Genomic DNA, 13,630 nt, shown 5'->3' with positions numbered 1-13,630 from the left:
GGTGTGTAAAGGGAGCAAGGGAAAAGTGAGTAATTGTGAATTAAGCCCGTTTCCGGAACACCGGTTAACGCCTGAGCAAAACCGCGAAAAACGGCCCCCGCGCTCATGCCGCCAGGCTCGATCTCTGTAGGGTCGGCCCTATGACAGCGGTTAGCGCAGAACGCGACAGTGCCCGCCAGGAAGTCCCCGAACAGCTCAGGAATGACGTCAAGCTGCTCGGCGAGATGCTCGGAACGGTCCTCGCCGAAAGCGGCGGCGCGGACCTGCTCGCCGATGTCGAGAAACTCCGACACGCCGTGATCGGTGCCCGCGACGGCACCGTCACGACCGAGGAGATCACCGGCCTGGTCGCTGACTGGCCCCTGGAACGCGCCAAGCAGGTCGCCCGCGCCTTCACGGTCTACTTCCACCTGGCCAACCTGGCCGAGGAACACCAGCGCATGCGCGCCCTGCGCGAACGCGACGACGCCGCGAACCCGCCCCGCGAGTCACTGGCCGCCGCCGTGCGCGCCGTCCGCGAGGGAGAGGGCGGCGAGGAGCGCCTGACCGAACTGGTCGAGGGCATGGAGTTCCACCCCGTGCTCACCGCCCACCCCACCGAGGCCCGGCGCCGCGCCGTCTCCACCTCCATCCTGCGCATCAGCGCCCAGCTGGAGGCCTGGCACACCTCGCACGAGGGCAGCGGCGCCGCCGCCGAGGCGCACCGCCGCCTGCTGGAGGAGATCGACCTCCTCTGGCGCACCTCCCAGCTGCGCTACACCAAGCTGAACCCGCTCGACGAGGTGCGCACCGCCCTGGCCGCCTTCGACGAGACGATCTTCGCGATCGTCCCGCAGGTCTACCGGACCCTCGACACCGCCATCGACCCCGAGGGCACCGGCACCCGCCCGCCCCGCGCCAAGCCGTTCGTCCGCTACGGCAGCTGGATCGGCGGCGACCGGGACGGCAACCCCTTCGTCACCCACGAGGTGACCCGCGAGGCGATGACCATCCAGTCCGAGCACATCCTGCGCGGCCTGGAGACCGCGTGCGGCCGGGTGGCCCGCGCCCTCACGGTCTACTCCAACCTCACGCCCGCCAGCCCGGCGCTCCGGGACGCGATCTCCGAGGCGAAGGCTGGCCAGCCCACGCTCATGGACGAGATCACCCAGCGCTCACCCAACGAACCCCACCGCCAGCTCCTGCTCCTGGCCACCGCCCGCCTGCGCGCCACCCGCGAACGCGACGCCGACCTCGCCTACACCGACGCGGACGAGTTCCTCACCGACCTGCGTCTGGTCCAGGAGTCGCTCGCCGCAGCCGGGGCGGTCCGCCAGGCCTACGGCGACCTCCAGCACCTCGTCTGGCAGGCCGAGACCTTCGGCTTCCACCTGGCCGAACTGGAGATCCGCCAGCACAGCGAGGTGCACGCGGCGGCGCTCAAGGAACTGGAGTCCGGCGGTCCCCTCTCGGAGCGCACCGAGGAGGTCCTCGACACCATCCGGACCGTCTCCTGGATCCAGGAGCGCTTCGGTGTGGAGGCCTGCCGCCGCTACGTCGTCAGCTTCACCCGTTCGGCCGAGGACATCGAGGCCGTCCACAAGCTGGCCACCCACGCCCTGCCGCCCAAGCGGGTGCCCGTCCTGGACGTCATCCCGCTCTTCGAGACCGGAGCGGACCTGGAGGCCTCCCCGAGGGTGCTGGCCGGGATGCTCGAACTCCCGCCGGTCCGCCAGCGTCTGGCCGACAACGACCGCCGCCTCGAGGTGATGCTCGGCTACAGCGACTCCGCCAAGGACGTGGGTCCCGTCAGCGCGACCCTGCGCCTGTACGACGCCCAGGCCAGGCTGTCCGCGTGGGCCCGTGAGCACGACGTGCGCCTCACCCTCTTCCACGGCCGGGGCGGTTCCCTCGGCCGCGGCGGCGGTCCGGCCAGCCGCGCCCTGCTCGCCCAGGCGCCGGGTTCGGTCGACGGTCGGTTCAAGGTCACCGAACAGGGCGAGGTCATCTTCGCCCGCTACGGCCAGGCCGCGATCGGGCGCCGCCACATCGAACAGGTCGGCCACGCCGTCCTGATGGCCTCCACCGACACCGTCCAGGAGCACGAGCGCGCCGCCGCCGAGCGCTACCGGCGCCACGCGGACACCATCGCGGAGGCCGCCCAGGAGGCGTACCTGTCGCTCATCAACACCGAGGACTTCGCGGTGTGGTTCTCCAGGGTGAGCCCCCTCGAGGAGCTCGGTGACCTCCGCCTCGGGTCGAGGCCCTCCCGCCGCAGCGCCGCCAAGGGCCTGGGCGACCTTCGGGCGATCCCGTGGGTGTTCGCGTGGACCCAGACCCGAGTGAACCTGCCCGGCTGGTTCGGCCTCGGCACGGGCCTGGCCGCCGTGGCGGACCTGCCCGTCCTCCAAGCCGCCTACCAGGAGTGGCCGCTGTTCGCGTCGCTGCTGGACAACGCGGAGATGAGTCTGGCAAAGACCGACCGCACCATCGCCGAGCGCTACCTCGCCCTGGGCGACCGGCCCGAACTCAGCGAGACGGTCCTGCGGGAGTACGACCTGACCCGCGAACTCGTCCTCAGGGTGACCGGCCACAGCCGCCTGCTGGAGAACCGCGCGGTCCTGTCCCGCGCCGTGGACCTGCGCAACCCCTACGTGGACGCGCTCAGCCACCTCCAGCTCCGCGCCCTGGAGGCCCTGCGCGGCGAGGAGTCCGAGTCCCTGTCAGAAGAGGACAGCGAGCACCTGGAGCGACTGCTCCTGCTCTCCGTCAACGGAGTGGCCGCCGGACTCCAGAACACCGGCTGACCGTCAGCTCGGGAAGGCGCCGGTGTCGAGTGTCAGGTCGAACGGTTCGGGCAGGTGGATCTCCTTGCCGAACGGGACCTTGGTGACACTCGTGTACCGGCCCTTCTCGGGATCGCCGAACAGGGTGACCTCACCGCGGCCGCTCTCCGGGTCCCAGCGGTCGACCAACAGGTAGAAGGGGATGCCGGCCTGGGCGTATCCCCATAGCTTGGAGCCGCGGTCCTTCTTCGCGGTGCTCTTGGAGGTCACCTCGACCACGAGGAGCGCGTCCTCGGCGCCGTGCTCGGGGCCGCGCAGCATGATCGAGCCGGGCAGGACCAGGAGGTCCGGGATGTACAGGCCACTGCGCAGCGGCACCCGGAGGTCGATGTTCTGGTGGACCGTGGCCTCGGCGAGCGCGCCCTCCATGAGAGTCGCGCGAACGATCCACCTGTTCAGCAGGGCGACGATGTGAGCGTGCTCGTCCTTCGGGGGAGTCATGATGCTGATCGCGCCTTCGATGATCTCGGCCCGCCAGCCATCGGGCAGGTCCAGTACTTCCCAGGCGCGCAACACGACTTCCCAGTGGGACGGCCCACCAACCGTGGTCTCCGACTCCGGGATGGTCATCCGCCGCGACACCTCCAGTAACCGAACGTAGCGAGACGTGATCATCGGTGTGACGGCTTCAGCCTAACCCGTGGCTCCGGGGCCCGAAGGGCTTTTCGGGCCCGGTTCCGGAACTGCTCTAATGGACGGATGAACGAGATCCCTCCCCTGGACCGGAACGCGATCCGCCCCGGCGCATTCTGGCGGGTCGAGGTGGTGCCTGAGACGGGCTCCACCAACACCGAGCTGATCGCGAGGTCCAGGGAAGGGGCCCCCGAGGGCAGCGTGCTGGTCACCGAACACCAGACCGCCGGAAAGGGAAGGCTGGGGCGCGGCTTCACGACACCACCGCGGGTCGCGCTCACCTTCTCGCTCCTGATCCGTCCCGAGGTGCCCGCGGAACAGCTCGGCTGGGTGTCCCCCCTCATGGGGTTGGCGGCCGTCGCCGCCGTGCGCGGGACCACCGGGCTCGACACACGGCTCAAGTGGCCCAACGACCTTCTCGTCGCAGAGACCAAGCTCGCCGGAATCCTCGCCGAGGCCGACTTCTCCGACCCCTCCCACCCCGCCATCGTGGTCGGCATGGGGCTGAACGTCTCCCAGACGCGGGACGAACTCCCCGTGGAGACCGCCACCTCCCTCCGCGCCGAGGGCGCCCACACCCTCCGGGAGACCCTCCTCGTGGCGGTCCTGGAGGAGTTCGAGCGGCGCTACACCACCTGGAAGGGCGACCCGGGGGCGATCGCCGACGAGTACAGGGACGTGTGCGTGACCATCGGCCGCCGGGTCCGCGTCCACCTGCCCGGAGGCACCTTCCTCGACGGCACCGCCACGGGGGTCGACGACCAGGCCCGGTTGCTCGTCGCCGGGCGGGCGCTCAGCGCCGGGGACGTCGTGCACGTCCGACCGGGCGAATAGCCGTTCCTTGTGCCATTATCACCATTATGGCTATCGCGGACCGCTATCTCTCCGATGACGAAGAACTCGTCCACGTCGCACGTCAACACTGGACCCTCCTCGCCGGAGAGTTCGTGGCGCTGTTCCTCATCATCGGTGTCGTCGGCACCGCGCTCTTCTTCGTTCCCTGGAACGAGGACTGGAGCCTGATCGCCGCCGGAGTCGTGGTGGCCGTGGGCGTTGTCGCCGCCCTCGCCTTCTGGTTCGTCCCCATGCTCAAGTGGGCGACCACGGTCTACATCCTCACCAACCGGCGGCTGATGATGCGTGACGGCATCATCTCCAAGCAGGGCCGGGACATGCCGTTGACGAGGGTCAACGACGTCTCCTTCAACATCACCCTGTGGGAACGGATCATGCGGTACGGAACGTTGTCCATTCAGTCGGCGTCCGAACAGGAGGGCATGGTCCTCCAGCGGGTGCCCCGACCCCAGTGGTTCCAGTCGGAGATCTACCGCCAGGTCAACGCGGCCCAGCGGCCGGAGTACCCGGCGAGCTGACCAACCAGCCCCTTCCGGCGTAAGCTGGAGGCGCATCCCACACCGCCCCCGTGCGGTAAGGCCGTGAAAGAGAACGTATGCCGTCGCGTCCTGACCCGAAAGCGATCGAGTCCGTCCTGCTCGGTGGTGAAGCGGTCTACACCAGGGAACAGGCGGTCGAGCTCGCCGAAGCCGACCCCGAACTGGCCGGGCGCGTCTGGCGCGCCCTCGGTTTCCCCACCCTGGGTGACGACTCGGTGATCTTCGCCGAGAGCGACGTCGAGGCGTTGCGCATCACCAACTCCCTCCTCAAGGAGGGGCTCCTCGACGAAGAGGGAGTGGTCCGCTTCGCACGCGCCATGGGTCAGACCATGGCCAGACTCGCGGACTGGCAGACCAGCATCCTGAGCACCCTCATCTTCCAGAACGAGGAATCCGCCAGCCCGCTGATGAACCAGGTCAAGGAGCTGCTCCCCGACGTGGAGCGGCTCCTCCTGCACATCTGGCGCCGCCAGCTCGCCGCCTCCACTGCGCGCACCCTCGCGGTGATGTCCAACAACAACGACACCGTCCCGAACTACTACCCGCTGATCGTGGGCTTCGCGGACCTGGTCTCCTTCACCACCCTGAGCCGTGAACTCGACGAGGTCGAACTCGCGGGCGTCGTGGAGGGCTTCGAGGCCACCGCCGCCGACATCGTCGCCTCCGGTGGCGGACGAGTGGTCAAGACCCTCGGCGACGAGGTCCTCTACGTCGCGGACTCCCCCCTCCAGGCCGCGGACATCGCCCTGCGCCTGGCCTCCGGGGTGAAGACCCACGTGGAGGTCCCCGACGTCCGGGTCGGCGTGGCCTACGGCCCCGTCCTCACCCTGCACGGGGACGTCTTCGGCACCACCGTCAACCGATCCAGCAGGCTCACCTCCTTCGCCCGCCCCGGAACCGTCCTCATCGACGAGGCCCTCGCCGAGAGCCTGACCGACGAGGAGGGCCTCCAGGTGGTGCAGGTCCGGGCGCGACACGCCCACGGTCTCGGGCTCATCCAGCCGTACGCGCTGCGCCGTGACTTCGACGCGCAACCGCATGTGCCGACGCCCTCGGAAGGATAGGCTCGAAGCCCCAACGTGAGGCGGTGAGAGTTTGACCCCCATCCAACAACTGCGTACCTCGGGTGTCTTCAGCGTCGAGGGCACCGAGTCCGACATCGAGAACAACGTGTGGATCGTCGGCAACGACGAGAGTGCCGTGGTGATCGACGCCGCCCATGACCACGAGCGCATCGCCCGAGGGCTGGGCGACCGTGAACTCATGGCGATCGTGTGCACCCACGGGCACCCCGACCACATCAACGCCGCCGTCGCCCTGGCCGACCTCGCGGACTGCCCGATCCTCCTCCACCCGGACGACGCCGAACTGTGGCGCCAGGTCCACCCCTACCGTGAACCCGACGCCCCCCTCCTGCACGGCGAGGTCCTGCGCGCGGGGGACGTGGAGCTCAACGTGTTGCACACCCCGGGCCACACCCCCGGTGGAGTGTCCTTCCACTCGCCGGAGCTCGGCGTGGTCTTCAGCGGCGACACACTCTTCCCCGACGGCCCCGGTGCCACCGGCCAGCCCTCCTCGGACTTCCCCACGATCATCGCGTCCATCCGCGACCAGCTGATCACCCTCCCGGGCGACACCGTCGTCCACCCCGGCCACGGCGAGTCCACCACCATCGCCGAAGCCGCCAACCACCTGGAAGAGTGGTCCACCCGAGGCTTCTGACCCTCCCACCGGAGGAGTGGAAGCCCGATACCGCACCCAGTTACAGCCCACCGGGGCGATGTGCCCAGCCCCTGGGGCCGCACTCCGCCCGGCATCCGCACCTGGAAGCTCCCAACACGCGCTGTTGTGAGCCGCAGGCCGCGCAGCGTGCTGCACCGAAGGGGGTCGGAAACCCCAACCGTGCGCTGTTGTGAGCCGCACGGCGCAGTTCCCCTCAGACTCTGGGGGTCTAGAAACGGTTGGTGGTGTGCCCGCCTGGGTGTGTGCGGGTTGGCGGGAGTGCGGTGGGCGGCGCTGGGGCGGCGGGGGTTTTCGCCAGTGCTGGGGACACGTTCTTCTGGAGCACGTCAGTAGTCCTGGGGGGTGGGCCGGCTGCGTTCCTCGCGCTTTTTCATNGTCCTGGGGGGTGGCCCGTCGCCGTACTTGGCCCTGAACTACCAGACGGACACTGGTCTGCTCATCCGCCAAGTGCGGTGCGGGCACAGCACCATCCACCCACCCCGCCCTGATTGGAAAGTTCGGCCCCAAGGGGTACGCAGTAAGCAGCACCCGACCGCCTTTAGCTAATGGGAAAAACGGGTTGGCCGTAGAACCCTCCCGCTACAGCAACCACAACCCCAGAACCCACAGCGAACAGCAACCACAACCCCAGAACCCACAGCGAACAGCAACCCCAACCCGTAGAGCGGTCTGGACGCGGCCCTCGCCGCTCGTGGAGTACTTCTCGGAGCTTGGGATGCTGCTTTCGGTGACGGCGGGACCAGCGCCTACTTCCGAGAGGTTGCTGAGTCAGAGCACACCGCGACAGAGATCCGCTAGGGCTGGTCGAGGCCGTCGATGAACCGGGACGCCTCGTCCTCGGTCATCCCGGTCTCCTGAGCCACCATCCGGACCGCGTCCGCCACACGGTCCTGCGACAGCAGTGCCCTGACGCGGTCGGCCAGGCTCTGGCCCGGGGCGGGGAACGGCGCCCAGCGGCCCTCCTCGATGGCGTCGGCGAGGTCCTTGGCCTGGACTAGCCCCATCCCGGTGAGTTCCCGGATCCGCTTGACGGCGGGGACCTTGCGGTCGGCGCGGATGAGGTCGAGGACCTCCTCGTACCCGGCCTGGTCGAGCTCCGCGCTTACGGGCTCCGGCTCGGGCTTGCGGAAGCGGTCGAAGAATCCTGCCATGGGTCGGTGGGTCCTTTCGGAGCGGGAGGAACGGGGTGATCCGTTCGGGGCCCGCAGTGTACGCCCGCCCCATACCCGCACACACACGCGGGCGGGGCCGCCTCCCAAGGGGAGACGGCCCCGCGACTGCTCACCGGTGGGTACCGGGTCAGCCCCGGTCGATGGTGATGACCGGGGACGTCCAGCTCTCCCAGTGGTCGGGGTTGGTCGGGTCGCCCAGCGCCTTGAGGGCTCGGGCCTTCAGGCGGTAGTCACCGTCGCGGACGTCGGTCACCCGGTTGCGCGAGTCCACCACGGTGCCGTCCCACACGTAGCTGAAGAAGGCGGTGCTGCTGGCGCTGCGGTTGACGTGGTCGACACTGACGGCGACGTTGCGGTCCGGGTGGACCGGGCGGCCGGTGCGCTCGTCGACGACCGTCATCTCCAGCAGGGTGACGTGGTGGTCGAAGTGCGCGATTACGTACGGGACGTCCGGCAGGCCGTCCACCCAGTCCATCGTGTAGGTGGCGCCCTCGGGCTGGTTCTGGAAGGTGCCGCCGTTGGTGTCGGCGCACTCCAGGCCGGAGAAGACCTCGCACTGGGTGATGCGGGTCAGCCACGGCAGCTCGTGCACGTTGCCGTTGGCGTCGGTGATCGGGGTCATCGCCTCGATCTCCTGGTAGTCGCCGTTGTAGGCCGCGTAGGGGACGCGGACCGTGCCGGTCGTGTCCTCGCCGCCGATCTCGGTGACCTCCACGTAGCCGCCGTAGACCATCTGCGCGTACCCGCGGGCGGGCGGCGTGACAGTCACCTCGACCTCGGCGGACTCGCCGGGGCCGAGGGTCACCTTGTCCTCGCTGAAGGAGGCCTGCGCGTAGGCGTCGTTGAAGGACGGCGCGAAGGTGTTGCCGTGCGTGCCCAGCGCGGGAGCGTGGGCGATCTCGTAGGTGGCCTGCTCGTCCCCGCCGTTGGTGATGGTGACGGTCTCGGTCACGGGTCCCTCGGTGGCGCCCAGGGGCAGCTTCGCGGGGGACAGGCCCGTGGTGGTCAGGATCGAACCGGGGACGTCGAGCATGCCCGCGCCCTGGCGGTGGACGTTGTCCAGGACACCCAGGTCCGGGTTGCCCCACCAGGCGGTGGGGTCCGCGGTGTTCTGGAGGACGTCGCGCACGTCGTGCGCGGCCAGGTCCGGACGGGCCTCCAACAGCAGGGCGACGCCGCCCGCGACGTGCGGGGAGGACATCGAGGTGCCGCTGATGGTCGCGTAGCCGCCCTTGGCCATCGGGTACGTGGAGTTGATCAGACCGCCGGGGGCGCCCAGGTCCGGCTTGATGTCCAGGTCGGCCGACATGCCGTAGGAGCTGAAGCTGCTGATCAGGCCGCCGGTCGGGTTGGGGATCGTGGTCTCCTCGCCGGTCCAGGACAGGGTGACGGGGTCGTCGCCCTCCAGGAGTTCGCGCAGGTGCGCCCCGGCCTCGTCGGAGACGCCCACGGAGAACGCGCCCTGGTCGACGATGCCGCCGCCCGCGAACATGCCGGGCAGGTTGTTGTGGATGACGACGCCGGTGGCACCGGCGGCCAGGGCGGCGTCGTACTTCTCACCGAAGGTGCACTCGCCGCGCACCATGAGCGCGGTACGCCCCTCGGGGTCGCCCTCGAGTTCGTCTCCCGCCGCCAGACAGCCCCGCCCGACGTACACGAGTTCGTCGGTCTCGCCGGAGGTGGGCGGCAGCACGGCGTCGTCCATCTCCATGTAGGCGATGGTCTCGCCGCTCTGGGTGACCTCTGCGGCGCTGGCGCGGATGTGCGTGTTGTCGTAGGCGGCGACGCCGATGACGTCGGCCCCCAGGCCCGGGGCACCGGCGGAGTACAGGCCGGAGGCGCCCTCGTTGCCGATGGAGGCCACGACCACCATGCCCTCGTCGACCAGGTTGTCCGAGGCGACGGCGGTCGGGTACTGCGGCCACGAGTGGGCCGAGCCCACGCTCATGTTGAGCACGTCCATGTCGTCGGCCAGCGCCTGCTCCATGGCCGCGATCATGATGTCGGAGGTGGTGGAGCCGGTGCAGCCGAACACCTTGTAGGCGCCGAAGACCACGTCGGGCGCGACGCCGGTGACCTGGCCCTGGGCGCCGATGATGCCCGCGACGTGGGTGCCGTGGCCGTTGCAGTCCTGCGGGTCGTCGTCGGGGACGGGGTCGTTCTTCGCCGGGACACTCGCGTTGAAGTCGTCGCCGACGAAGTCGTGTCCGGCGACCACGCGCTCGGACGGGAAGCCGCCCGGGCCGCCGAGGTCGGGGTGGGTGTAGTCGACGCCGGTGTCCATGACGGCCACGCGCAGGCCCTCACCGGACAGTCCGAGTTCGCTCTGGACGATGTCCGCGCCGGTCATGCCGAGGGCGGTTTCCATCTCCGGTGAGCTGTCGTCGAAGTCCGGGATCTCGTGGCGGACGACCGGGTGGATGGCGGCGACGCCGGGGATCTCCCGGGCCGTACTCACCTGGGCGTCGTCCATCTCCACGGAGAGGCCGTTCCACAGTTCGCCGAAGGACAGCCGCTCGGTGTACTGGAGGCCGAATTCCTCGGCCTCGGAGCGGAACTCGGCCTGTTCGTCCTCGACGATCGCCGAGGCCGTTCCCTCGGCGGTGGGCGGGCTCTCCAGTTCGATGAACCACAGGTCCTGGACCTGGTGGGTCAGTTCGCCGTTCTCCGCGGTGGGTGCCGGGTGGAGTGGGGCGAGTTCCGAGCCCTCGTCGGCGTTGGCCGGTGTGACCGCGACGAGTCCCGCGATCAGTGTCAGCCCGGCGATCGGTGCCAGGCGTGACAGGTTGCGTGCCACCTTGTCAACACATCCCTTCTCGTGCGCGCCTCAGGACACCGGGGGAACGGCACACCCCGGGTGCGGAGGAACGCGCACGGGGGGATACGCCGCAGGTCGTCCGTGATCGGATAATCGGCGCGCATGGCAACGAGATCATTGCCGTGTGCGATAGAGGTGTCAATGTGCTGTGAGGATCAATATGGCCACGCAATGGATTCAAGTGGGACAGGTTCCCCTTGCGTCACAAGAGCCTATAAAGTGGACATAAAGCGCTTGTGGTGTGAAAGGCGGAGGAAATTCGGTTCGTGAAACCCGGTGCCGCCTTTCCCCGGTTCCCGCCGAACTCGTGTCGTCTCCCGAAAACCACAGGTGAGAGTGGTGCGTCCGCACCCGTGTGGGTCGTCGAGGGGCCACCGGGCCGCGGGGGTACCGCCGAGTAGAGTGAAGGGGTTGTGCCGCCCTCCGGCGGTGCGACGGGTGTCGAACGAGCGAAGTCCGGTACCGCGGCCACCACGGTCCGCGCAATCCGGCGCTGCCCCGCAACTGTGATGCCCCGCGCGCGTGCGCGGGGACGAGCCAGGTCGCCTCCTCGGCACCGACGAACCCCGTCCTCGTGGGAAGGACCGGCCGTCCCCGACCGGGCCGTGCTCTTCCCCTGCTCACCGAAGGAGCACCGCACCGTGCGGATCGCCCGCCAACTCCCCATCGCACTCCTGGGCGCCACCCTCGCCCTCACCGCCTGCGGCACCACCGACCCCGAGTCCGAATCCGAGCCGACACAGGAGACGGGGACCGCCTCCGCCGAGTGCGGGGCCCCCGAGCCCGCGGCCGACCGCGCGCCCGTCGGTGACGGCACCTTCCCCGTCACCGTGACCGACGTGGTCGGAGAGGTCACCGTCGACACCGCGCCCGAGCGCATCGTCTCGCTCTCGCCGAGCAACACCGAGATGCTCTTCGCCATCGGTGCCGGTGACCAGGTCGAAGCGGTCGACGACTACTCCAACCACCCGGACGAGGCTCCCACCACGGACCTCAGCGGCTTCACCCCCAACGTCGAGGCGATCAGCGAGTACGACCCCGACCTGGTGATCCTCGCGGACAGCGCCGTCGACACCGCCGACCAGCTCGGCGCCGTCGACATCCCCGTCCTGGTCCTGCCCGGAGCCGCCGACCTGGAGGACGTCTACGCCCAGGTCCGCCTGCTCGGCGAGGTCACCGGCCAGACCGAGGAGGCCGACACCGAGGCCGACCGGATCGAGGGCGAATTCAACGAGATCGTCGAGTCCACCTGCGCCGAGATCGGCGACACCCAGCTCACCTTCTACCAGGAGCTCGACGACACCCTGTTCTCCGCCACCTCCGGCACCTTCGTCGGCCAGATCCACGACGCCTTCGGTCTCGTGAACATCGCCGACCAGGCCGACGACGGCGAGAGCGGCGGCTACCCGCAGCTGTCCTCCGAGTTCGTGGTCGAGGAGAACCCCGACCTCATCTTCCTCTCCTACGGTGACGAGTCCGACGTCGAGGCCGTCGCCGAACGCCCGGCCTTCGCCACCGTCTCGGCGGTCGAGACCGACTCGGTCCACCTCCTCGACACCGACATCGCCTCCCGCTGGGGACCGCGCGTGGTCGACTTCGCCCAGTCCGTGAGCGACGCGGTCGTCGAGACCGCCAACCAGTAGGCCCGGTACCGCCCACCGGGGCCGCGGGTCACCGGTGCGGACAGACGGGGGCGAGAGCGATGGGAGCGGCACGTGAAGGGCTTCGGGGTTCCCCTGGGCTGGATGCTGGGCGGTGCGGTCGCGCTGTTCGCGGCCGGGGTCCTCGGCGTCGCGGCGGGGGCCGCCTCGATCTCCGCCGGTGACATCCTCCGCCACCTGCTCAGCCTCCTGCCGTTCGGGGTGGAGACACCGCTCACCGAACGGCAGGAGGCGCTCCTCATGGAACTGCGCCTGCCCCGCGTGGTGATGGGCGCCATCGTCGGCGCCCTGCTGGCCACCGCGGGCGGCGCCTACCAGGGTGTCTTCCGCAACCCGCTGGCCGACCCCTTCCTCCTCGGCGCCGCGGCCGGGGCCGGGCTGGGCGCCACCTTGGTCATGGTCTTCGGCCACGAGGTGCTCGCCGACCCGCGCGCCCTGGTCCCGGTGGCCGCCTTCGTCGGCGCGCTGGCCGGGGTGGCCGCCGCCTACATGCTCGGCGCCACCGCCGGGGGAGGAGGCACCGCGGCCCTGGTCCTGGCCGGGGTGGCGGTCTCCTCGTTCCTCTCCGCCGCCCAGACCCTCGTCCAGCAGATGGGTGTGGACCAGCTCCAACGCATCTACGCGTGGCTGCTGGGCGGACTCGGCAGGGGCGGCTGGGACGACGTCCGCCTCATCGCCCCGTACGCGATCGTCGGCCTGCTCGTCCTGCTGCTCTCCGGCTACCTGCTGGACATGCTCGCCCTGGGCGACGACAAGGCGGTCAGCCTCGGCCTCAACCCCGCGGCCGTGCGGATGGTCGTGATCGCCGCCGCCTCCCTGGCCACCGCCGCCGCCGTCTCCGTGAGCGGGCTGATCGGGTTCGTCGGCATCGTGGTCCCGCACATCGTGCGCCGCCTCGTGGGCTCCAACTACCGGGCGATCCTGCCCGTCACCGTGCTGATGGGCGGCGCCTTCCTCGTCCTGGTGGACATCGTGGCGCGCACCATCGTCGCCCCCGCCGAACTCCCCATCGGGGTGGTCACCGCCTTCCTCGGCGCCCCGTTCTTCGTCATCATCCTGCGCACCACCCGCCACCGGGGCACCTGAGGCCGTGCACCCCCCGCCAGCATCGTTCCCGGCACGCCACCGGGGCGTGACGCGAACGCGTCGGACACTCTGGGAGACTGGTGAGCGCTATGGACATCACCTTGCTCGTAAGCATCATCGTCGTCGTCGCCCTCCTGGCGGTTGGTGGGTTCTTCCTGGTCAGGGCCGGACGCTCGGTCAAGCCGGGTAAGGAAGAAGCCAAGCCCGAGGTCACCGGGGAGACCGGGGCCACCGCCCTCGAAGAGGACCGTGAGAAGGACGGGGGAGCGGCCCAGACGCCCCCCGCCCACGCTCCTCC

At 69.7% G+C, this 13,630-nt stretch carries 10 protein-coding genes and 1 pseudogene; 8 read left to right on the top strand and 3 right to left on the bottom strand.

Features of this window, described 5'->3' with window-relative positions; translation table 11 throughout:
- The first annotated feature begins 224 nt into the window (after window positions 1-224).
- Window positions 225-2,786 carry a phosphoenolpyruvate carboxylase gene (locus ADX84_RS19525; protein WP_049577259.1) on the top strand — a complete coding sequence of 854 codons (2,562 nt, stop codon included), beginning with the start codon at window positions 225-227 and terminating at the stop codon, window positions 2,784-2,786.
- Between the two features lie 3 nt (window positions 2,787-2,789).
- Here the strand turns inward: ADX84_RS19525 and ADX84_RS19520 are convergent, their stop codons facing one another.
- Window positions 2,790-3,395, bottom strand: coding sequence for a Uma2 family endonuclease (locus tag ADX84_RS19520; protein WP_049577256.1), 606 nt, complete (start codon window positions 3,393-3,395; stop codon window positions 2,790-2,792).
- A 129-nt stretch (window positions 3,396-3,524) separates the two neighbouring features.
- Here ADX84_RS19520 and ADX84_RS19515 point away from each other — a divergent pair, with 129 nt between their 5' ends.
- The 4 genes from ADX84_RS19515 (at window position 3,525) to ADX84_RS19500 (ending at window position 6,574) form a co-directional block, all read left to right on the top strand.
- Window positions 3,525-4,292, top strand: coding sequence for a biotin--[acetyl-CoA-carboxylase] ligase (locus ADX84_RS19515; protein WP_049577251.1), 768 nt, complete (start codon window positions 3,525-3,527; stop codon window positions 4,290-4,292).
- A gap of 26 nt (window positions 4,293-4,318) precedes the next feature.
- Window positions 4,319-4,831, top strand: a complete 513-nt coding sequence (locus ADX84_RS19510) for a PH domain-containing protein (protein WP_017542207.1) — start codon at window positions 4,319-4,321, stop codon at window positions 4,829-4,831.
- Between the two features lie 77 nt (window positions 4,832-4,908).
- A complete protein-coding gene (locus tag ADX84_RS19505; protein WP_049577248.1) occupies window positions 4,909-5,916 on the top strand; it encodes an adenylate/guanylate cyclase domain-containing protein in 1,008 nt (335 codons plus the stop codon).
- 31 nt (window positions 5,917-5,947) lie between these two features.
- Window positions 5,948-6,574 (top strand): MBL fold metallo-hydrolase, encoded by a 627-nt coding sequence (locus ADX84_RS19500; protein WP_049577245.1) that lies wholly within the window; start codon window positions 5,948-5,950, stop codon window positions 6,572-6,574.
- 815 nt (window positions 6,575-7,389) lie between these two features.
- Here the strand turns inward: ADX84_RS19500 and ADX84_RS19495 are convergent.
- Window positions 7,390-7,746 carry a ribosomal protein L7/L12 gene (locus ADX84_RS19495; protein WP_049577242.1) on the bottom strand — a complete coding sequence of 119 codons (357 nt, stop codon included), beginning with the start codon at window positions 7,744-7,746 and terminating at the stop codon, window positions 7,390-7,392.
- Window positions 7,747-7,894: 148 nt separating this feature from the next.
- On the bottom strand, window positions 7,895-10,564 hold the full coding sequence (locus ADX84_RS19490) for a S8 family serine peptidase (RefSeq protein ID WP_049577238.1): 2,670 nt from the start codon (window positions 10,562-10,564) through the stop codon (window positions 7,895-7,897).
- A 662-nt stretch (window positions 10,565-11,226) separates the two neighbouring features.
- On the opposite strand from ADX84_RS19490, the gene ADX84_RS19485 reads away from it, so the two are divergent.
- The 3 genes and pseudogenes from ADX84_RS19485 to ADX84_RS19475 all read left to right on the top strand — a co-directional run.
- A complete protein-coding gene (locus ADX84_RS19485; RefSeq protein ID WP_049577322.1) occupies window positions 11,227-12,228 on the top strand; it encodes an ABC transporter substrate-binding protein in 1,002 nt (333 codons plus the stop codon).
- 72 nt (window positions 12,229-12,300) lie between these two features.
- The gene (locus tag ADX84_RS19480; protein WP_049577234.1) at window positions 12,301-13,332 is read left to right on the top strand and encodes an iron ABC transporter permease; all 1,032 of its coding nucleotides are present in this window, start codon (window positions 12,301-12,303) and stop codon (window positions 13,330-13,332) included.
- Window positions 13,333-13,421: 89 nt separating this feature from the next.
- Window positions 13,422-13,630, top strand: a pseudogene (locus ADX84_RS19475) (signal recognition particle-docking protein FtsY); the annotation flags it as partial.

The sequence above is a fragment of the Nocardiopsis sp. SBT366 genome, assembly GCF_001083815.1.
GTDB lineage: Bacteria > Actinomycetota > Actinomycetes > Streptosporangiales > Streptosporangiaceae > Nocardiopsis > Nocardiopsis prasina.
Note: the sequence above shows the minus strand (reverse complement) of the source record. Positions and strands in the feature narration are given on the sequence as shown.

Excerpts from the sequence above, each read along its gene's own strand:
- ADX84_RS19505 (WP_049577248.1), top strand. The coding sequence starts at position 4,909 with ATGCCGTCGCGTCCTGACCCGAAAGCGATCGAGTCCGTCCTGCTCGGT.
- ADX84_RS19515 (WP_049577251.1), top strand. The coding sequence starts at position 3,525 with ATGAACGAGATCCCTCCCCTGGACCGGAACGCGATCCGCCCCGGCGCA.
- ADX84_RS19525 (WP_049577259.1), top strand. The coding sequence starts at position 225 with ATGCTCGGAACGGTCCTCGCCGAAAGCGGCGGCGCGGACCTGCTCGCC.
- ADX84_RS19495 (WP_049577242.1), bottom strand. The coding sequence starts at position 7,746 with ATGGCAGGATTCTTCGACCGCTTCCGCAAGCCCGAGCCGGAGCCCGTA.
- ADX84_RS19520 (WP_049577256.1), bottom strand. The coding sequence starts at position 3,395 with ATGACCATCCCGGAGTCGGAGACCACGGTTGGTGGGCCGTCCCACTGG.
- ADX84_RS19510 (WP_017542207.1), top strand. The coding sequence starts at position 4,319 with ATGGCTATCGCGGACCGCTATCTCTCCGATGACGAAGAACTCGTCCAC.